The sequence below is a fragment of the Azoarcus sp. DN11 genome (genome assembly GCF_003628555.1).
GTDB lineage: Bacteria > Pseudomonadota > Gammaproteobacteria > Burkholderiales > Rhodocyclaceae > Aromatoleum.
Genome location: NZ_CP021731.1, coordinates 1,756,000 through 1,774,872 on the forward strand (window position 1 = coordinate 1,756,000; position 18,873 = coordinate 1,774,872).

An 18,873-nucleotide genomic window follows, 5' to 3' on the forward strand; every position below is an offset into this window, starting at 1 on the left:
GTGTGATCCCTTCCCGGCGGCCCGCTGCCGGGAAGGGCGCCTGATCGCCCAAACGAGGACGAACCGATGAAACACGTGATACTCGGCAACGGACCCGCTGGCGTCGTCGCGGCCGAAACGCTGCGCCGCGCCGCCCCCGCCGACGATATCCTGATGGTCGGCAGCGAGAGCGCACCGCCGTACTCGCGCATGGCCATTCCCTACCTGCTGGAAGAGAACATCGACGAGTCGGGCACTTACCTGCGCAAGGCGCCCGACCATTTCCGCCGGCTCAACATCGGCGAACTGCGCGCACGCGCCGTGTCGCTCGACACCGACAAGCGCCGCATCCTGTTCAACGACGGCCGCTTCGAGGACTACGACCGCCTGCTCATCGCGACCGGCTCGCACCCGGTGCGCCCGCCCATCCCCGGCGTCGACCTGCCGGAAGTGCAGACCTGCTGGACCCTCGACGATGCGCGCGCGATCGCGCGTCTGGCCAAGCCCGGCTCGCGCGCGCTGCAGCTCGGCGCCGGCTTCATCGGCTGCATCATCATGCAGGCGCTGGCCGCGCGCGGCGTGCAGCTCACCGTCGTCGAAATGGGCGACCGCATGGTGCCGCGCATGATGACGCCCCAGGCCGGCGGCATGATCAAGCGCTGGGTCGAGAACAAGGGCATCCGCGTCGTCACCAACGCCGGCGTGCAGCGCATCGACCGCAGCGGCGAGGGGGTCGTCGACGTCACGCTGTCGACCGGCGACGTCCTGCCGTGCGATCTCGTCATCGTCGCGGCCGGCGTCGCCCCGAACATCGCCTTCCTCGACGCGACCCCGGTGCATGTCGCCAAGGGCGTGCTGGTCGACGACAGGCTCGAAACCAGCGTTCCCGGCATCTTCGCCGCAGGCGACGTCGCCGAGGCGCCCGACCTCTTTACCGGCGCGCACCTCGTCGCCGCGATCCAGCCCAACGCTGCCGACCAGGCGCGCGTCGCCGCGCTCAACATGGCCGGCCGCCACACCAAGCTCAACGGCGTGCTCGCGATCAACGTGCTCGACACGCTGGGCCTCATATCGGCGTCCTTCGGCCAGTGGTGGGGCGAGGGAAGCGATGCCGGGGGAAAGGGCGTCGAGCATGTCGACGAGAACGGCTTCCGCTACCTGAGCCTTCAGTTCAAGGATGACGTGATGATCGGCGCGACCGCCATCGGTCTCACGCAGCACGTCGGCGCGCTGCGCGGCCTGATCCACGGCCAGGTGAAGCTCGGCGCGTGGAGGGACCGCCTGCTCGCGAACCCGCTGCAGTTCGTCGAAGCCTACGTCGCACGCTCGCAGCAACCGATGGCGCTCGCGCGCTGAAGGAAGATCACGCGGAAATGAAGATCGGCTTCAAGCTCTTCGCCTCGCTCACCGACTACCTCCCGTCCGACCGCAAGGGCAACCGCGTCGAACTGGAGGTGGGCGAAGGCGCGACCATCTCTGAACTGATTGCGCGCTTCAACGTCCCGGAACGCAGCGCGCATCTCGTGCTGGTGAACGGCCACTTCGTTCCGCCCGCGCAGCGCACCTCGCGGCATCTCGCGGAGGGCGACGAACTGGCCATCTGGCCGCCGATTGCGGGGGGGTGAGCGGGCTGGGTGTCGCCCCTTTTCCTGCCTGCCCAGCCTGACCGGATAGCGATACATGGCATTCATCAGCGGCTTCGTCCCGGAGCAGTTCGAGCGCGAGGTCACGGCCTCTCCGGCGGAGTTCGCACGCGACCTGCGCAAGGCGTCATCGGTCGAGGTCGAAACCGTCGCGCCCGGCCATTTCCGCCTGTGCGGCGGGGCGACCCGCCTCGACATCCATGTCGCGGCCGGGGCCGTGCGGCGCATCGGCTTGCTCGAGCTGCCGACGCTCTCGGTCCGCTACCTGTTCTCCGGAGGCGGCGAAGCCGACCGCCGGGCGCTTCTCCTTCCGCTGGACCGTGGGATGCAACGCGGCGGCGGCTGACATCCGGATGCGGTCCGAATGCCGCCGGCGTGCAGGGAAGGGCTGCCGAAGTGTGGCGCTTGCGCTATCCTCCCGGCGATGTACGGACTAGCCGCGACCTTTGCCGACGCTTTCGCACTACTCGCAACCTTCGATCAGCGCGCAGTGGAGATCGCCAGCCTGTCGTTGCGGGTGAGCGGTTCGGCGGTGATCCTGGGCACCCTCGTCGGCCTTCCGCTGGGCGCCTGTCTCGCGGTCGGCCGCTTTCCCGGGCGGAGCGCCGCGCTGGTGATCATAAGCGGCCTGATGGGGGCGCCTTCCGTGGTCGTCGGCGTGGTCGTCTATCTGATCCTGTCGCGCTCGGGGCCGCTCGGCGAACTGGGCCTGCTCTACACCCCCTTCGCGATGGTCGTCGCGCAGACCGTGCTCGTGATTCCGCTGATGGCCGCCATCGCACGCCAGATCATCGAGGATGCGTGGCAGCGTTATGCCGAAGAGTTTCGCGCGATGCGCTTCTCGTGGTGGCAGAGCGTCACGACGCTGCTGTACGACTGCCGCCATTCCCTTGTCGTCGCCGTCCTTGCCGGGCTGGGGCGGGCGATGAGCGAAGTCGGCGCGGTGATGATCGTCGGCGGCAACATCGACCACGCGACGCGCGTCATGACCACCGCCATCGCGCTCGAAACCAGCAAGGGCGACCTGCCGCTCGCCATTGCGCTCGGCATCGTGCTCGTCGTGGTCATCCTGATCCTCAATGCCTTCGCCTTTGCCATGCGGGCGTGGGCGATGCGCCGCTACGGGTGAGCGAGATGTTCCCGTTGCGCCTGTGCGACATCCGTTTCCAGCCCGACGGCCGCCCCGTCCTCGATGGCATCGACCTCGAACTGGGCGGGGAAGGGATCACGCTCGTGCTGGGCCCCAACGGTGCCGGCAAGAGCGTGCTGCTGCGCACGATCTGCGGGCTGCTCCAACCGACCGGCGGGAAGATCGACTGGGGCGGAGAAAAGCGTCCCGACCTGGGTGTGATGATGGTCTTCCAGCATCCGATGATGCTGCGTGCCTCGGTGCTCGAAAACGTTGCCCTTGCGCTCAAGCCGCATGGCGTTCCGCGCGTCGAGCGCCGCCGCCGCGCGGCGGGCGTGCTCGACCGCGTCGGCCTGCTCGCGCGCGCGGCCGACAGCGCGCGCCTGCTGTCGGGCGGCGAACAGCAGCGTCTCGCCCTCGCGCGCGCCTGGGTCACGGCACCGCGCCTTCTCCTGCTCGACGAACCCACTGCCAGCCTCGACCCGTCTGCCACGGCCGAAGTCGAACGCATCGTGCGCGAGATCCGTACCGACGGCACGCGCATCCTGCTGACCACGCACAATCTCGGCCAGGCGACCCGCCTCGGGGACGACGTCGTCTTCATGAGCGCCGGGCGGGTCCGTGAGCACGCCCCGGTGCAACGCTTCTTCGCGCGCCCCGCCTCCGACGAGGCCCGCCTGTTCATCCAGGGCGAGCTGCCCTGGCGGATGAACTTCTGACTTCCGGCGACGCCTCAGGCCCAGTACGGAACCGGTCCGATCCGCTCGGCCAGGTAGTCGACCAGCGTACGCACCCGGTGCGGCACGTAGCGGGTGCCGGGAAACACCGCGTAGATGTGCAGCTCCGTTGCCGAATATTCCGGCAGCAGCACCTCCAGCAGGCCCGCGCGCACCGCCTGCGACGTGAGGAAGGACGGCTCCCGCACGATCCCCATGCCGCGGATCGCGGCATCGAGCAGTGCGTCGCCGTTATTGGCGCGAAACCGCCCCTTGATCGGCACCGAGTAAGGCTCGCCGTTTACCCGGAAGCCCCAGCCGAGACTGGAGCCCAGCGTGTAGGTCAGGCAGTGGTGCTGCAGCAGGTCGTCGGGATGTTGCGGACGGCCGTGACGGTCCAGATAGTCGGGAGCCGCTGCGACGGCGAGCGAGCTGCGGCTCAGGCGCCGGATCACCAGTGACGGGTCGATATGCTCCGAAATCCGCACCGCGAAATCCATGCCTTCCTCGATCAGATTCACCCGCCGATCGCTGAACTCGATGTCGACACTGACTTCCGGATAGGTCGTGATGAAGTCCGCGACCAGCGGCATCAGGTGGCGCACGCCGAAACTCATCGGCACGCTGGCGCGGATCTGGCCGCGCGGTGCCTGTTTCTCGCCGGCCAGGTCGCCCTCGGCGGCCTCGACCATCGCCAGGATCTCGCGGCACTTTTCGAGATAGGCCGAGCCGGACGAGGTCAGGCTCAGGCGCCGCGTGCTGCGCGCGAGGAGTTTCGTGCCCAGATGGGCCTCCAGCGCCGCAATCTGCCGCGTGATCGCCGAACGGGCGACATTCAGCCGGTCCGCGACCGCGGTGAAGCTTCCCGCTTCCGCGACGCGTACAAACACCTCCATAGCCTGCAGGCGATCCACTGTTGTCCTCGACGCAACAAAGAGTTTGCTTGGTTCCGCTATTTTAGGACTAATCGATCCCCTAAAGTGCGCCCATACCCCAACGATGCAGTCCCAAGGAAAATAAAATGATCCTCGTAACCGGCGCGACCGGCCATCTCGGCCAGCTGATCGTGCAGCAACTGGTGCTCCGGCTTCCGGACGCAGGCGCCCGGAAGCTGGCGGTCAGCGTCCGGGAGCCCGCCCGCGCGCAGGTTTTCGCCGCGCGCGGCATCGAGGTTCGACGCGGCAATTTCGATGAGCCCGAAAGCCTGCGCGCCGCGTTTGCCAGCGTGTCGCGGCTCGTGATCGTATCGACCGACGGTCCCAAGGCGAGGCGGATCGCCCAGCACCGCAACGCGATCGAGGCCGCCCGTGCGGCCGGCGTCGAGCACATCCTCTATACCAGCTTCCTCGACGCCGATCCTGCCTCGCCCTCCGAATTCGCGCAGGTCCACGCCGACAGCGAGGCCGCGCTGGCGGCCTGCGGCGTCGCCCACACGGTCCTGCGCAACGGCATGTATGCCGATTTCCTGCCGATGACCTTCGCCGGTGCGCTGCAGGGCGGCGTGCTGCACTTGCCGGCGGCCGGGGGCAAGGTCAGCTACGTGACGCGCCATGAGCTCGCGCAGGCGATTGCGGCAGCCACCGTTGCGCCGCGCCTCGAAAAGCACATGTATGAATTGACCGGCCAGACGGCCCACGATTACCACGACCTTGCCGCACGTGTCGGCGCCGCCACAGGCGTGGCCCTGCGCTACGAACCGGTCGGCGAGGATGCCTATGCCGGCGTGCTCGAAGCTGCCGGCATGCCCGCGTGGGTTGCCCGCGCGATGGCGAACATGTTCACGGCCGCTGCCGCGAATCGCCTGGCGCGCACCACCAACGATTTTGCCGCGCTGGTCGGCCATCCGCCCAAATCCATCGACTGTCTTGTGGCTGAATTCTTCCGCGCCGTGTGATGATGTGCGCGAATACACTCAAAAAAGGGGAACTTCGTTGAAAACTCCGGAACACTACGCGCGGCCGGCGGTCGTCGTGCACTGGCTGATCGCGATTCTGGTGCTCGTGGCGCTGCCGCTCGGCTACTACATGACGGACCTTTCCCTGTCGCCGCGCAAGCTGCAATTGATCTCGTGGCACAAGTGGATCGGCTTTACCGTGCTGCTGCTGTTCATTCCCCGCCTCATCGTGCGCCTCACCCGGCCCGTGCCGGTGCCGGTCACGACGATGCCCGGCTGGCAGCGCATCGTCGCGTCGATCACCCATGTCGTGCTCTATGTATTGATGATCGCCGTGCCGGTCACCGGCTGGCTGATGAGTTCGGCGAAAGGCTTCCCGGTGGTGTATCTGGGGCTCGTCCCGCTGCCCGACCTCGTGGGCAAGGACGAAGCGCTCGGCGATCTGCTCAAGTCCGTACACGAAGTCCTGACCTCCGGTCTGCTCACCCTGGTCGGTCTGCACATCGCCGCCGCTCTCAAACATCACATCATCGACCGAGACGAAACGCTGGCACGCATGGTGCCCCTGCTCAAACGCTGAACCCGACAAACAAAGGAATGCCTCACATGAAACACAATCGAATCCTGGCTGCCGCCCTGGTCTCCCTCGTCCTTCCGTTCGCCAGCGCCGACGCGGCGCAAGCCGCCGGCCTGTTCGATCAGGTCCAGCCGGCGAAGAACCGCATCGACTTCGTCTTCAAGCAGATGAACGTGCCGGTCAATGGCCACTTCAAGAAGGCGAAGGTCGATCTGGCGTTCGATCCGGCTACCCCCGCGAAATCGACAGTCCGCCTCGACCTCGATCTCGCCAGCATCGATGCGGGTTCGTCGGATGCGAACACGGAGGTCGTCGGCAAGCCCTGGTTCGACGTGAAGGCCTTCCCGACCGCGACCTTCGTCTCGTCGTCGGTGAAGCCGGTCGGTGGCGACCGCTACGAAATGACCGGCAAGCTCACGATCAAGGGCAAGACCCGCGACGTGACGACGCCGGTAACCGTCAAGCAGAACGGCAACACCGCCACGTTCGACGGTGCCTTCACGCTCAAGCGCCTGGAGTTCGCCATCGGCGACGGCACCTGGTCCGACACCTCGATCGTTGCCGACGAGGTCAAGGTCAGCTTCCATGTCGAAGCCGAGCGCGCCGCGGCCAAGTAAAACGCCGCACTACCCATTCGGCGCGGGCAAGTTCCCCGGCATCGGCGGCGAGGTCACGCTCGCGATCGCCGCCGATGCCGTCAAGCAGCTTGGTGAATTTGTCCGCAATCACCAACTGTAAAGAATCGCCTCTGTCAGCATAGCTCAAGAAAGGTTGGCAATATCATGCTCGCTTCGACAGCATCCCCCACCCCTGGCAGCAGCACCTCCTATTTCTCGGTCGCTATCGCCCTGTGTGGATCTATTGCTTATCCATTCCTGTTGAAAGCATTTCATGCTGGCACTTCTAGTGGTGCCGGAGGTATGCCATTCCTTGGCTGGCTGTTGCTCTTGCTGGCCATCGCTGTCCCGGTCGCCGGTATCGAGGCTGCCACGCGGCTCGGGCAACTCACCGTACCGTCGCGTCGCGACCTGCTTGCTAAGCGCTTGGCGCTGCTGACGATCGCTGCAGCGCCTATTTTTACCGCCAGCGGCGTATTGTTACATATGGCTGGCGGCCCAATTAACGATACCATTTTCTGCCTGCTCTTCTGGGGCGGCGCTATCGCTTTGCTGCTAGCCCGCTGGGGCGACACCGCCACGACATCCCCGGTGCCTTTCGCCAAAGTCCCGCAGTTGCGCGTCGCACACGGAATCGGCGCGCTCGCAATCGTGCTGCTCTTTCTAGCGATGCATCTAACTAACCATCTGTTTGGATTAGCTGGCGAGGCCATGCACCGGCACTACATGGAGATGTTTGAATCCGTTTATCGCGCACGCTGGATCGAACCTGCCGTCGTCCTTCTTTTTCTGTTCCTGGTGATTACTGGCATCAACCTGTTTTGGCAGCATACGAAACGGCCGGCAGACGTATTTCGCACGCTTCAAATCGCGAGCGGCATCTACCTCGTCTTTTTCGTTCTGGCCCATATGAACTCGGTGTTCTTTTACGCTCGAACATTCGCCAATATTCCGACCGATTGGAACTTTGCCATTGGAGCGCCTGCCGGACTTCTCCAGGATGCGTGGAATATCCGTCTTGTGCCTCACTATTTATTGGGTGTGTTCTTCGTATTGCTGCACCTGGTACTCGGTGCAAGGGGTGTCGCCCTCGCACACGGTCTCCAAGAAGCTCGTGCAAACCGCCTGACATGGCTGGGCATGCTATTGTCCGGCGCGATTTCGGTGGCAATCATTCTCGGCATGACAGGTGTACGTGTTGTGTAATCGATTTGCCGGTGGACTGCTTGCCGGTCGCCCGTAGTCATTCACCGGGCGTTTCGGCGCGCGCCGAAGGTGCGCTAAGCCTAGTCGCTATTCGCCACGCTAGAGATTGAGCCGTATCACCACAAAAGCAAGCCCTATTACTCTTTAGGGGTATATTCCACTCCCGGAATACTCGCCGAGGGGCCGGCTCCCCTGTCTGGCGGGCATTTTGATCTGCAGCCATTAAAGGAGAATCAGCATGAAGGCACGAATTCTTGCAGGCATGATCGCGGTCGGCCTGACGGCAGCGTTTGCATCCTCGGGCGCAATGGCCGTGGATGAGGATGCCGCCAAGGCAACTGCCAAGCGCAACGACTGTTTCAAGTGCCACGCGATCGACAAGACCAAGAAAGGCCCGTCGTACAAGAAGGTCGCGGCGAAGTTCAAGGACAAGGCCGACGCCGAGCAAAAAATGATCGATCAGATCACCAAGGAGCACAAGGTGAAGCTCGAGGACGGCACCGAGGAAACGCACAAGGTGATCGACACCACGGACAAGGCAGAGATCAAGAATCTCATCGACTGGATCCGTGCCCAGTAATCGCTGAGGAAGCGACCGCCTCACGTGGGCGGATATCGACGCCATTTCCGGTCTACGGATCGGTTCTGCACGCCGCTGCCAGCGGCGTGGCGCGCTGCAAGCGCGTCACGGCGAGGGCCGCACGACGAGTTACTCCGCGGCGATCCAGTGCCCCGATTTCCCCCCGAGCTTCTCCATCAACTGGATCCCGTCCATGCGCATGCCGCGATCGACGGCCTTGCACATGTCGTAGATCCACCCGGAAAGCATTGTAAACACGTGGGTTTGGTGCCTGAAACTGTGACTCTGCCCATCTCAGGTTGGACAGAAACTGGACACGTTTCTGCCAGGGTGAGCCATTCGCCCTCATATCACATTAACACCGCGTCATTGTTTATGCGACTATCAACTTCGTTACGACGATAGTTTTAATGACGTAGTGAGTTTTATTTCGGTAAATTTTTGCTATCGCGACCCAGGGGGCTCTGAGATCACGGCCGGGTTTTCAAACTTTTGGATTTCGGGTTCTGAATTGACGGGGCGGTCGCGTTGTCGCCTCCCGTTCCGTTCGTGCGATGTGTGAAATGTCACATCATTTTTTCCTATGATGTGAATATCGTATGTAATTAGGATTAAATTGAACCAAGAAGAGAGAAGACAGCGGGCAGGGGCGACAGATCTGCCTTCATGCTCATAGAAGGGCGATTTATGCGAATGGATCACGTAATAGGCGTCGGCCTAATCATCATGTTTGTGAGTGCATGCAGTCTGTTTGAAAGTGAAGATGAAACACGCGTCAGATATTTACTCAAAGATCCTTCGTCCGCGGAATTTAGAAACCAGCGGACCGGGGAATTTTCAGAGGCGGACAATGAGAAAGTATATTGTGGCGAGGTAAATTCAAAGAACTCTTTTGGCGCAATGGTGGGGTTCACGCAGTATGTCGTTATTGGAAACGCTGTACTTGTAGGAAGTGAATCCGGCGTGTTTGCGAGTGGCGAAAAGAGTCGTGATGAAATTGAGAGAAAAATTGACAATTTCTCTGCTCGCTTAACGATTGAAAAATTCGAATCGGAAGCGAGAATAAATGCGGCAAATTTGCAGTTAATGGCGCTAAATCTAATTCCCCATAATAAATATTTGAGCGCTGAATCGATACCAACGACTGCGTTAGCGGTGGCATGGAAAAAATTTTGTTCTCATTGATGCCCAACGACGGAGGTCGAATATGACGCGACGCAGGCTCATGATTGGTGCGATTGCCGGATTGCTCGTTGCCGGATGTGCCGGGACGTCCCAGTATTATCACGTCGAGGTGCCCGCGGGCACGCCGTCTGCGACGGTGCATCTGGTTCGCGCGAACAACTTTACCGGCGCGGCCATTGCGGCCCCGGTATTCATCAATGGCATGCAGATCGGCGACATCGGGCCGGGCGGCCACCTGAAAAGTTACGTCCCCGTGGGCAAGGCGCTGGTCTCCTCAACCGGATCGCCAGCCTCGTTCGTCGTAGAGGCCGGCAAGATCTATTACATCGAGATCGGCTACTCGCTGCAGATGTGGCTATGGCGCCCCGTATTCACGGCTACGCAGATCGACGCCGCGAGGGCTGCCGACATTGCTGGGCGCAAGCTATAAGGTAGGACCGTGAGCCAACTGGTCAAGTGTACTCAACCACTCTCGCAATGCCCGTGCCCCGGTGCCACTCAAAAAACCATCACCCATATTCGCCCACGCCTGAACCGGAACATCCAGGTAACGCTGGGTGAGGTCGCGGCGCCGCTTGGCGCCAGCGCTCTCCATCCGCTGCGCCTTCATGCGCAGCAGCTTAGACGTTGATCGCTTCGCCATTGCGCTGGTCCTCGCTAACGCGATGCAGAGCAAGCAAGACTTGCGTGAGCGTCGTTGAGGCGCGGAGCGCGACCCCGGCGAGGGCGCGGCGATTCTCGAGCTTGCGTTCGCGGGCGGCGGCGATGGTGTAGGCGGAAACCGTCGCCTCCAGGAGTGCGACTTGATCGGCAAGGGCGCTGCGGATTTCGGCGGGGCTGCCGCTTGTAAGCTGGCGGTTGCGCTCGGCCAGGGCGTTGAAGGCGTCGCGGGCCGCGATCAAGGGATCGCCGGTCCACAGAACCGCAAGGGCGCGGGCCTTGGCTTCACGATGATCGAGGGCGAGGGCAGGCACCACGGCAACTGCTTGGGCCGTGGTGCGGCTTTCCTCGCGGTTGGCATCTACATGGGTGGTGGGGGTAAGGTCGCTCATTGGTCGTTCTCCTTGTCCTCTTCGACGGACTCGACGGACAGGGTGCAGTCAGCCTCCAGAATCAGGCGTTCCAACATCGCGCGCCGCGTTGTCGCCTGTTGCCGCGCCAGGCGGTCAAGGGCTGCGCTGGCGGTTGCGCTGATCCACGTGTTGAGGCGCTTGTCACTGTCGCCTTCGGTGCGTCGGCGGCGGTATGCCGCTTGGCGTTCTGCTGCTGTTGCCATGTGAGGATTTTGGGTTGTTACGCAGTAACGAGTATTGTAGCAGTGTTACGCAGTAACGGCCATACGGTGACGCACTGGCTTAACGCTGATATGTACCCCCTGAACCGGTCCTGATCCCCGTCCTTGAGGGGGTACATAGACGGCAATGCGCTTGGAAGCCTTGCGGTTGCTGGGTTTTAAGTATGCAAACGGCGAAAACCTGACACCCTGAACCCCCGCAAGGGTGGGGTGTGTGGCGCGGAGCGCATATGGCTAGAGTGATACCTTATTTCCAGCGTTCCAGCATAGGGTAAGGGGTTCAGGGTGTCAGGTTTCGGCCTGAAAACCCTTGCCGTTGCTGGGTTTATGGCTATGTACCCCCCCTGACCCCCCCCTGTTCCGCTGACGCTGCAGCACCTCCAAGCCGCTTGTCTCGGGTGTCAGAACGATACCTGCCACGCCACACCCTTGTAAGTGCGACCGACCCGCATCAGCCGCTTGCCCTGCACGATCCGCCCTTGCCGGGCGCCAAGCCAGTTGCCGAGCGCTTGGGCGTCAATCTCTCCGCGCCTCAGCGCGACGTCCTCGAAGGCAATCCGCAGTGCTTCCCGCGGTCCAGCCGCCATGCCCCGCACATCAAGCAGGGCGTCGCGCAGCGTCATTGGTTCCTCGCCGAACGCGTCGTGCCACGCAAGCAGAACGCGGCCCAACAGTTCGCGCTCGTCGTCGTCCTCGACGTTGCGACTGACCGCGCGCACCGGGTCGGGCAGGCCGTGTGAGACCAGGGCGCCGCGCACGATCCGCGACCACTCCGCGAAGGAGCCGAAGGGGGAAAGCTCGATCAATGTCCCCGACTGGCTGAAGTCCTGCAAGACGCGCAAGGCAGTCATGACCCACTTGCCCCGGTCCGCACTCACGATTGCGAGTGGGTCGAACTCGAAGCTCCGCTCCCACGGACGTTCGACGCGCGGATCAAGCTCGACAGTAACGACGCGCCTTGCCAAGTCGGCAGCGGGGCGGACGTTGTTGCCGTTGGCGATGATCAGGCAGCGCGTCGAGAGCCTCGCCACCTCATTGCCGCCCAAGAGCCTATCCGAGTACGTCGGCGCGGTCAGGATCGCGGCCAAGGTCGCCGAACTCCAATTGACTATGAGGTTGTCGAAGAACATGACGGGCTCGCCGGTCAGCAGCGCGCTTGTCAGCACCTTATCTTGTTCTTCGCTGCGCCCCGGCCAACGCTTCATATCCGTGTCGTCAGTCGCGAACGAGGCGATCACTTGCGACAGGAAGGACTTCCCGCTGCCGAGATCGTGACCAGCGACCAGGAACGCGGGCGCAGTCGGCAGCATCGGGCGACACGCTGCGGTCAGAATCGCGCTGAGCGCTGCCGATTCATCGACTGGCGAAGCGAACGGGAACTCGGCGAGGAGCCCGCGCACCGCTTGCAAGGCGTCGGCGCCGGTCCCGTCAAAAGGGCAAAACTGCGTGGGGTCGAATACGGCTTCCCAGCCCTCATGGTTTCCCGGCGTCAGCAGGATTTCACCGCTTGCCGTCAGCGAGGGCTGCGTCATCAAGCCGCACAACTCCGGCACTCCAGGCTTCGGCCCCGCCAAGACCGCTTGCAATACAGCGGGGTCGGGCGTCCCAAAATCGTCGCCGTAGCGCCAGCGGGCCGCGTCCGCAAGCATGAACGCCAAGCGGGCGGGCGGAACCGCTACGATGGAAGCCCGCTTGCCGCTCCGCACGACCTCCACCAGGGCGCCGGAACGGGCACGCAGCCCCGGCACTGAAGACAACATCGCTTCGGCACTTCGGACGCTCCCCGCAAAGTCACCGCGCCTGACCTCGATCACCGGGGTGTTTCCTGCATCGACAGGCGCCCGCAGGTCGGCCGACAGCACCTTCATGGAGACGCCCGCTGCCTTTGACGCCCGCTTGAGCAACGCTTGCGCTTCTGTCCTCGAAAGCCGCTCGTCGGCATCGATTCTGCGCGCGACTGCGACCACGGCCCCGGCGTCGCCTTCCACCTCGTCAAGCATTGAAGCGTAGTTGTCAGCGTCAACAACGTTTGCGAGGTCCGCTTCCTCGTCGGGATCGAACCCGCATGCCCAGCGTGCCACCTCGCGAATTTCCCTGTCGTCGCAAGGCGGGTCGAACTGGCACTCGGACAAGGCCGTGAGGCTCTCCACAATCGCAGTAAAGCCCCAGCCCCGGCGCCGCAGTGCGCCCGCTTCCGAAACAAGCGTGGCATTCCGGGCACCCGCCCGCACCTTGCCATCAGCACCCCCAACACCTTGCCCCCCGGTCGCTGCAGTTGCCCTTGCACCCTTCCCATTCGCTGTATCACGCCCGCAGGCAAGGCGAACCAGCCAATCAGGGGCGTCCGCGATCTGCGGGGCGTCCTCTGCCATCGGGTTCCACCCGTCCCACTGGTAGAGCCCTTCTGTACGAACGGACGGCGCGACGACGATTTGTCCGCTGGAGGCACGGATGTCGATGCCGCTGTACCCGAGCTTTGAGCCGACAATCGATTTAACCGGAACATCGATATCACACCGGAAAAGCATGTGTTTGCCGCCTGTCGGTGTGGTCGCGGCTAATGTCAAGGGCAGGGCGCCGAACTTCGACTCCAATTCGCGCAACGTGTCGAACCCGTTGCACCCTTCCTCATCCGCCTTCGTGTCGATGTCCAATACGAACACACCGCGATCCGGCGTCCAACCGACGTTGTAGGCCGTGTCACTGAACCAGTGCTGTAAGGTATCTTCGTCGCGCGACGCGGCATTGACCCAGTCATTGATAGCGGGCCGCTTGCCATTGGGGACAACGGGCAACATGCGTCCCGGCAGTTTCGCCGCATAGGCGAGGGCGTAATCACGCGTCGTTTCAGCCATGATTGCCAGCCTTCCGCATCAGGGTATAGACGCCTTGACGATGGATGACGCCCTCGCTGTCCGCAATGTGGCGCCAAGTGGTCAGGATGGTATAGCCATGCCGGCGCAACTCCATGATGCGTGCGGCAGGGGACATGCAGGCGAGGTGTTCCCGTGCCTCGCTGGTTGCGATAGATCCGAAGTTCTGAAGCCAATCGAGCAGCCGTTCGCGTTGTGCTTCTTTCGTGAGAGAGATACCCATGATTCAGGCCCTCCCGCTTGCGTGCCGACGCCTGTGTTCGCGTTCGGCATAGGCGATCTGCCCAAGCTCATAATGCAAACGCCCGATCGCCGAAAATAGCTGGTCGGCCAGAACCGGGGAACTCCCTTGCTGCAAGATTTCGACCAGATAGCGCCGGTCGGCTTCAAGCTGCCATACTGCATCATTGAACCTGCGTACAGCCTTGTACGCTTCCGTTTTTACGATTTCCTTTGCCATTTGGGTATCTCCGTATGTCGCGAGTTGCTACGCACGGACGATAGGCTTCTAGGAAATGCGATCGCCGATTGCCGAAACGCTTAGCGGCAATCGGCAATCGGTGATCGACTCGCGGGTCTAGTTCTGGGACACGTCGCGCAGGTGCGCACCCTTCGGTTCGCCCGGCTGGCTCGCCTTTTCTTTCCCCTTCTCCCAAGCTTTGGCGAGCGCCTCCCACGCCTCCCTGTTGAACCCAGCGGTCTGTTTCTTCGTTTCGATGCCCGATGGTTCGAGCCGGCGAACTTTAAGGTAAGTATCGCGAATCGTCGCATCGGTGATGTTGAGCACGAGGTCACCGAGATTCTGATGGAGAAACTGCGCCAGAATTTGACGCGATACGGCCCCAAAATCACACCCGCCTTTGTCGAGCCGCCCGATCGCGCTCTCGATCGCTCGGATTACATTGGCCTTGGCGGGACTCCGCCTGCGCTTCTCGGAATTTCCTGCGGACGTGTCAGGGGAGTGCGCTTGTGCCGTCTCCAGTTCAGTTCCACGCGTCCGTCGCGCCTCCTCTGCAAGAAACAACGTAGCGTCCTCGAACTCGCGCCGACGTTTCCTCTCTTCATTGTCCCTCGCCAGGCGGCCGCGCTGCGAAACCAGTAGATCGTTTTCGCATCGCTGCCGAGCTTCTGCCTCAAGTCGTGCAAACTCTTCGGCGGTCGGTGTGGGCGCGTTCATCGCCTTGAGGTATTGCTGCGCGCACGCACCGATTGAAAGGCTTGGCAGCCGCGTCGTCAGCTGCGCCACAAGTTGCTTGACTCCGGCCGATGGGGCGAGCAACGGAGTCCCCCGACTGAGGTTCGTCTGGATCGAACGCGGATCGACGTCTCCCTCCGGTGCAGCGCCGGAAAGGCGGAATGGCTCTTTCATTGTGGTCTCCCGTCCTGAGCCCGCCCAATGAAAAAGGAAGCCGGGGCAGGGAGCGCAGACGGGGGTGCGCTCCGGTTCGATTGGCCGATCTAGCCCCGGCCCGAGAATACCTTTCGAATTTTTAAAGAGCAACCATCTGGAATAATCAGCCGCGACCGCCTACCCACCCGGCGAGCGTGGGAGCCAGTCGCGTGAAGAACGCGTCCTGCTCGCGATATTCCAGCCAGTTAGGACCACAAAGTCCTCGGGCCGTCTGATGAGGCACGCCCATCAACCGCCCCATCTGTCCGAAGCTGAGCCCGCACAGCCGCCTGACGCTGCCAATGGGCGCCGATTTGGTGATGTTCGCGAGCAGGAAGCCGACGCGGTCCTCCACCCCCGGCAGCGCGTCGATAAGGTCGTGGGCCAGAGTCGTGACCTCAACCAGGTTAGCGGTGATCCGCTGGTGCACGGCTTCGCCTGCATAGGCCCGCGCGAAAGTCTCCTTTCGCATGAAGCTGCCGCGCCGCTGCAGGCCGGCGTCTTCCGGCCAGCGAATGAGGCGTTCCACGCCTTCAAGGTCGGTGTTGAGGAGGGCGGCGAGGTGGTCCGCAAGGGCTTTAAAGGTGTTCATGGTGGTTTCTCCGGTGCGTTGTCAGACGGTTAGCCGAGCTTGGCTGCAAGGGCTTCCGCGCTCGGATGGTAGTAGCGCTTCAGCATCTGCAGCGACTTGTGTCCGGTTACCGCGGACAACTCCGCAAGGTTGGTGAGCTTGTCCGCCAGCCTTGTCGTCGCCGTATGGCGCAGGTCGTGGAAGTGAAGGCCGGTGATGCCCGCACGCTTGCAGGCGAGCTTGAAACGCAGGTGCAGGGCCGGGGCAGAAATCGGGAATACCCGGCCGTCGATCGACCGCGGCATGCCGCGCAGGGTATCGACGGCGCGCGACGACAGGGGGACGACGCGACGCGAGCCGTTCTTGGTGTCGGGAAGTAGGGCGGTCCGCTTGTCCAGATTGACATGCTCCCAGCGCAGCGCGAGCAGTTCCCCGCGACGCATGGCCGTTTCCAGGGCGAAGACAATGATCGGCTGTACCCAGGGACTACGACGCCCGATCGGGGCGACTGCATCGAGCAGGGCGCGTTCTTCTTCGTCCGACAGTAGCCGTTCCCGCCCCTGCGGCTGTCTCGGCTTCCTGATCGACTCGACGACGTTCGCGACGGGGAAGCCCCATTCGCGGCGCGCATGATTCAGGATGGACGACAGCACAGCCAGGTCACGGATCACGGTCCCGGCCGATACCGCCTTCAAGCGCTCGTCCCTGAAACTTGCAACGACGGCCGGGGTCAGGTTGGCGAGGGCGAATTTACCGATGCGCATTTTGCGCAATGCGGCAAGGCGGATCGTTTCTTCCTTAGCGCCCTTCTTGGAGGGGGTGACCTCTTCGGCATACCGCTGCAGGATGTCCCCCAGGCTTGTCTGTTCAGCCGCTGTTCGACTTTGATAGACACCCTTGTCGACTTCCACTTCGACGGATCGCGCCCACGCTTCCGCTTCTTGGCGGGTACGGAATGTCTTCGCCTCGGGCGGGAACCCGTGTCGTGTGATGCGAGCCTGCCAGTGCTCGCCACGTTGTCTTACAGATGCCATCGCTGCCCCCATGTGGACATACGATGGACAGAACTCAGTTCAGCGCACCTAAAGCAGCAGTAACGACGTTGGACGCATGACCAACCACATATTCAGGTGGTAATTACATGTGCAACGAAAACAACGAGTTACTCCGCGGCGATCCAGTGCCCCGATTTCCCCCCGAGCTTCTCCATCAACTGGATCCCGTCCATGCGCATGCCGCGATCGACGGCCTTGCACATGTCGTAGATCGTCAGGAGCGCAACGTTCACGGCGGTCAAGGCTTCCATCTCCACGCCCGTGCGGCCGACTGTCTCCGCGGTGACGCTGCACCCGATGCGGCTTTGCGCCTCGTCGAGGTCGAACTCGACCGCCACGCGGGTGAGCGGAATGGGATGGCAGAGCGGGATCAGGTCGCTGGTGCGTTTCGATGCCTGGATCGCCGCGATGCGGGCGATGCCGAGGACGTCGCCCTTCTTTGCGCTGCCCGACTTGACCATCGCGAAGGTGTCTGGCTTCATGCTGATCGAGCCGCGCGCGATGGCGACGCGGCGGGTTTCGCTCTTGTCGCCGACGTCGACCATGTGGGCCTGGCCTTGGGCGTCGAAGTGGGTGAGGGCGGAAGGTTTCTGCTCGGTCATGGCTCGGGCTGCGCGGCGTACAGAGGGATACATTCCGCGCGGAACGGTTGATGGTTGCCCGGTATCATAGCACCCGATGATCAGACGACTTCTTATCCTGCTCCTGTGCATCGCCCTTGTGCCGCGCCTGAACGCGGCCGGTTTGCCGGATCTGGGCGACGTGGGGGCGTCCGAACTTTCGCCGCTCGCCGAACGCAAGCTCGGCGAATCGATCATGCGCGACATCCGATGGCGCGATCCGGCTTATCTCGACGATTCCGAGGTCGAGGATTACGTCAATCGCCTGGGGCGGCGGCTCGTCGCGGCGAGCCCGACGCCACAGCAGGATTTCGATTTCTTCGTCGTGCGCGACGCCACGCTGAACGCGTTCGCCTTGCCGGGGGGCTACGTTGGCGTGCATACGGGGCTGATCCTCGCCGCCGAATCGGAGTCCGAACTGGCGTCGGTGCTCGGGCACGAGGTCGCGCACGTGACGCAGCGGCATATCGCACAGATGTTCGGCAAGCAGAGCCAGACCAGCATGGTGATGTTGGCATCGCTGCTCGTTGCAGTGCTGGCGGCACGCAGCAATTCGCAGGTCAGCGAGGCAGCCATCGCGGCAGGGCAGGCCGGCGCCTTGCAGGCGCAGCTCGGCTATACGCGCGACTTCGAGCGCGAGGCCGATCGTATCGGCTTGCAGAGCCTGGAAGGCGCGGGTTTCGACGTGCGCGGCATGCCGAGCTTCTTCGAGCGCCTGCAGCGCTCCAGCCGTCTTTACGAGAACAATGCGCCGAGCTACCTGCGCACCCACCCGCTGACGCAGGAGCGGATTTCCGACATGGGCAACCGCGTCGGGCAGATGCGCTACAAGCAGGTGCCCGATTCGGCCGACTTCGGATTCGTGCGTGCGAAGCTGCGCGTGGCCGCAATGCCGCCGATCGACGCCGTGCGCGAGTTCGAGCCCCAGGCGGCCAGGAATGGCGCCGACGTCTCGGTGCGCTACGGGTTGGCGCGCGCGCTGTTGGCGGCGGGGCGGCTGGACGACGTCGGGCGGCAACTCGAGACGCTGCGCAAGGATGCGCCGCCGTCGACCTTTGTCGAGATGCTTGCGGCTGAGCTCCGGCTGGCTCAGCACGATGCGCCCGGCGCGGTGAAGGTGCTCGAGGTTGCGCGGAAGCGGTTTGCCGACAGCACAGCGGTCCAGTACGCCCTCATCGACGCGTTGCTGCAGGCGGGGCAGGCGAAGGAAGCCGGCACGATGGCGCGCGCCGCGGTGCAGAGTCGCAGCCGCGATTCGCGCATGTGGGCCTTCGTGGCGCGTGCGGAAGCGGACCAGGGCCACCGCGCGGCCCAGCATCGGGCGCAGGCGGAAGTCTATGTACTTCGCGGTGCGGTGCCTGCGGCGATCGAGCAGCTGGAATGGGCGCGTCGCGCCGGCGACGGCAATTTCTACGAGTTGTCCGCAGTGGATGCGCGCCTGCGCGAACTCAAGGAGCAGGAGCGCGAGCGTCGGCGCGAGGAGCGCGAGCGCGGCGGGAACCGCGGCGAATGACGGTCGCGTGCGGCGGGCGTCGCCATGGCGC

Annotated in this window: 24 protein-coding genes and 1 pseudogene; 14 read left to right on the forward strand and 11 right to left on the reverse strand. The window is 63.3% G+C overall.

Annotated features, from left to right (window positions below; all coding sequences use genetic code 11):
* The first annotated feature begins 66 nt into the window (after positions 1-66).
* The 5 genes from CDA09_RS07995 (at position 67) to CDA09_RS08015 (ending at position 3,470) form a co-directional block, all read left to right on the forward strand.
* Positions 67-1,335: an NAD(P)/FAD-dependent oxidoreductase gene (locus tag CDA09_RS07995; protein ID WP_121428132.1), complete on the forward strand. Its 1,269-nt coding sequence runs from the start codon at positions 67-69 to the stop codon at positions 1,333-1,335.
* A gap of 17 nt (positions 1,336-1,352) precedes the next feature.
* Positions 1,353-1,604, forward strand: coding sequence for a sulfur carrier protein ThiS (gene thiS, locus CDA09_RS08000; protein ID WP_121428133.1), 252 nt, complete (start codon positions 1,353-1,355; stop codon positions 1,602-1,604).
* A gap of 55 nt (positions 1,605-1,659) precedes the next feature.
* Positions 1,660-1,968, forward strand: coding sequence for a hypothetical protein (locus CDA09_RS08005; protein WP_121428134.1), 309 nt, complete (start codon positions 1,660-1,662; stop codon positions 1,966-1,968).
* Positions 1,969-2,046: 78 nt separating this feature from the next.
* Positions 2,047-2,751 carry an ABC transporter permease gene (locus CDA09_RS08010; RefSeq protein WP_121428135.1) on the forward strand — a complete coding sequence of 235 codons (705 nt, stop codon included), beginning with the start codon at positions 2,047-2,049 and terminating at the stop codon, positions 2,749-2,751.
* A gap of 5 nt (positions 2,752-2,756) precedes the next feature.
* Positions 2,757-3,470 (forward strand): ABC transporter ATP-binding protein, encoded by a 714-nt coding sequence (locus tag CDA09_RS08015; RefSeq protein ID WP_121428136.1) that lies wholly within the window; start codon positions 2,757-2,759, stop codon positions 3,468-3,470.
* A 14-nt stretch (positions 3,471-3,484) separates the two neighbouring features.
* Here the strand turns inward: CDA09_RS08015 and CDA09_RS08020 are convergent, their stop codons facing one another.
* Positions 3,485-4,381, reverse strand: coding sequence for a LysR family transcriptional regulator (locus CDA09_RS08020; RefSeq protein WP_121428137.1), 897 nt, complete (start codon positions 4,379-4,381; stop codon positions 3,485-3,487).
* 107 nt (positions 4,382-4,488) lie between these two features.
* Here CDA09_RS08020 and CDA09_RS08025 point away from each other — a divergent pair, with 107 nt between their 5' ends.
* From CDA09_RS08025 to CDA09_RS08045, 6 genes are all read left to right on the forward strand, one after another.
* Positions 4,489-5,361: an SDR family oxidoreductase gene (locus CDA09_RS08025; RefSeq protein ID WP_121428138.1), complete on the forward strand. Its 873-nt coding sequence runs from the start codon at positions 4,489-4,491 to the stop codon at positions 5,359-5,361.
* Between the two features lie 37 nt (positions 5,362-5,398).
* On the forward strand, positions 5,399-5,941 hold the full coding sequence (locus tag CDA09_RS08030) for a cytochrome b (RefSeq protein WP_121428139.1): 543 nt from the start codon (positions 5,399-5,401) through the stop codon (positions 5,939-5,941).
* A gap of 26 nt (positions 5,942-5,967) precedes the next feature.
* Positions 5,968-6,555, forward strand: a complete 588-nt coding sequence (locus tag CDA09_RS08035) for a YceI family protein (RefSeq protein WP_121428140.1) — start codon at positions 5,968-5,970, stop codon at positions 6,553-6,555.
* Positions 6,524-6,676: a hypothetical protein gene (locus CDA09_RS23315; protein ID WP_164844384.1), complete on the forward strand. Its 153-nt coding sequence runs from the start codon at positions 6,524-6,526 to the stop codon at positions 6,674-6,676. The genes CDA09_RS08035 and CDA09_RS23315 overlap by 32 nt, the downstream gene beginning before the upstream one ends.
* A 44-nt stretch (positions 6,677-6,720) precedes the next feature.
* Positions 6,721-7,761, forward strand: coding sequence for a hypothetical protein (locus CDA09_RS08040; RefSeq protein ID WP_128106543.1), 1,041 nt, complete (start codon positions 6,721-6,723; stop codon positions 7,759-7,761).
* 238 nt (positions 7,762-7,999) lie between these two features.
* Positions 8,000-8,341 carry a c-type cytochrome gene (locus CDA09_RS08045; protein ID WP_286164418.1) on the forward strand — a complete coding sequence of 114 codons (342 nt, stop codon included), beginning with the start codon at positions 8,000-8,002 and terminating at the stop codon, positions 8,339-8,341.
* 129 nt (positions 8,342-8,470) lie between these two features.
* Here CDA09_RS08045 and CDA09_RS08050 read toward each other — a convergent pair.
* Positions 8,471-8,575: pseudogene (locus CDA09_RS08050) on the reverse strand (cyclic pyranopterin monophosphate synthase MoaC); the annotation flags it as partial.
* Between the two features lie 459 nt (positions 8,576-9,034).
* Here CDA09_RS08050 and CDA09_RS23135 point away from each other — a divergent pair.
* Both CDA09_RS23135 and CDA09_RS08055 read left to right on the forward strand, forming a co-directional pair.
* The gene (locus CDA09_RS23135; RefSeq protein WP_128106544.1) at positions 9,035-9,526 is read left to right on the forward strand and encodes a hypothetical protein; all 492 of its coding nucleotides are present in this window, start codon (positions 9,035-9,037) and stop codon (positions 9,524-9,526) included.
* Between the two features lie 22 nt (positions 9,527-9,548).
* Complete coding sequence (locus CDA09_RS08055; RefSeq protein WP_121428143.1) at positions 9,549-9,956, forward strand: hypothetical protein; 408 nt, start codon at positions 9,549-9,551, stop codon at positions 9,954-9,956.
* A gap of 190 nt (positions 9,957-10,146) precedes the next feature.
* On the opposite strand, the gene CDA09_RS08060 is transcribed toward CDA09_RS08055, so the two are convergent.
* From CDA09_RS08060 to moaC, 9 genes are all read right to left on the reverse strand, one after another.
* Complete coding sequence (locus CDA09_RS08060; protein ID WP_121428144.1) at positions 10,147-10,578, reverse strand: hypothetical protein; 432 nt, start codon at positions 10,576-10,578, stop codon at positions 10,147-10,149.
* Positions 10,575-10,802 carry a hypothetical protein gene (locus tag CDA09_RS08065; protein ID WP_121428145.1) on the reverse strand — a complete coding sequence of 76 codons (228 nt, stop codon included), beginning with the start codon at positions 10,800-10,802 and terminating at the stop codon, positions 10,575-10,577. Before CDA09_RS08065 ends, CDA09_RS08060 begins: the two co-directional genes overlap by 4 nt.
* A 419-nt stretch (positions 10,803-11,221) precedes the next feature.
* The gene (locus tag CDA09_RS08070; RefSeq protein ID WP_121428146.1) at positions 11,222-13,675 is read right to left on the reverse strand and encodes a bifunctional DNA primase/polymerase; all 2,454 of its coding nucleotides are present in this window, start codon (positions 13,673-13,675) and stop codon (positions 11,222-11,224) included.
* Positions 13,668-13,916 (reverse strand): helix-turn-helix domain-containing protein, encoded by a 249-nt coding sequence (locus CDA09_RS08075; protein WP_121428147.1) that lies wholly within the window; start codon positions 13,914-13,916, stop codon positions 13,668-13,670. Before CDA09_RS08075 ends, CDA09_RS08070 begins: the two co-directional genes overlap by 8 nt.
* Positions 13,917-13,919: 3 nt before the next feature.
* Positions 13,920-14,153: a hypothetical protein gene (locus CDA09_RS08080; protein WP_121428148.1), complete on the reverse strand. Its 234-nt coding sequence runs from the start codon at positions 14,151-14,153 to the stop codon at positions 13,920-13,922.
* 117 nt (positions 14,154-14,270) lie between these two features.
* Positions 14,271-15,062 carry a hypothetical protein gene (locus CDA09_RS08085; RefSeq protein ID WP_121428149.1) on the reverse strand — a complete coding sequence of 264 codons (792 nt, stop codon included), beginning with the start codon at positions 15,060-15,062 and terminating at the stop codon, positions 14,271-14,273.
* Positions 15,063-15,207: 145 nt separating this feature from the next.
* A complete protein-coding gene (locus CDA09_RS08090; RefSeq protein WP_121428150.1) occupies positions 15,208-15,675 on the reverse strand; it encodes a hypothetical protein in 468 nt (155 codons plus the stop codon).
* A gap of 29 nt (positions 15,676-15,704) precedes the next feature.
* Positions 15,705-16,565 carry a tyrosine-type recombinase/integrase gene (locus CDA09_RS08095; protein ID WP_286164419.1) on the reverse strand — a complete coding sequence of 287 codons (861 nt, stop codon included), beginning with the start codon at positions 16,563-16,565 and terminating at the stop codon, positions 15,705-15,707.
* A 251-nt stretch (positions 16,566-16,816) separates the two neighbouring features.
* The gene (moaC, locus tag CDA09_RS08100) at positions 16,817-17,311 is read right to left on the reverse strand and encodes a cyclic pyranopterin monophosphate synthase MoaC (RefSeq protein WP_121428152.1); all 495 of its coding nucleotides are present in this window, start codon (positions 17,309-17,311) and stop codon (positions 16,817-16,819) included.
* Positions 17,312-17,387: 76 nt separating this feature from the next.
* Between moaC and CDA09_RS08105 the strand changes: the two genes are divergently transcribed.
* A complete protein-coding gene (locus CDA09_RS08105) occupies positions 17,388-18,842 on the forward strand; it encodes a beta-barrel assembly-enhancing protease (protein ID WP_121428153.1) in 1,455 nt (484 codons plus the stop codon).
* The last annotated feature ends 31 nt before the right edge of the window (positions 18,843-18,873 follow it).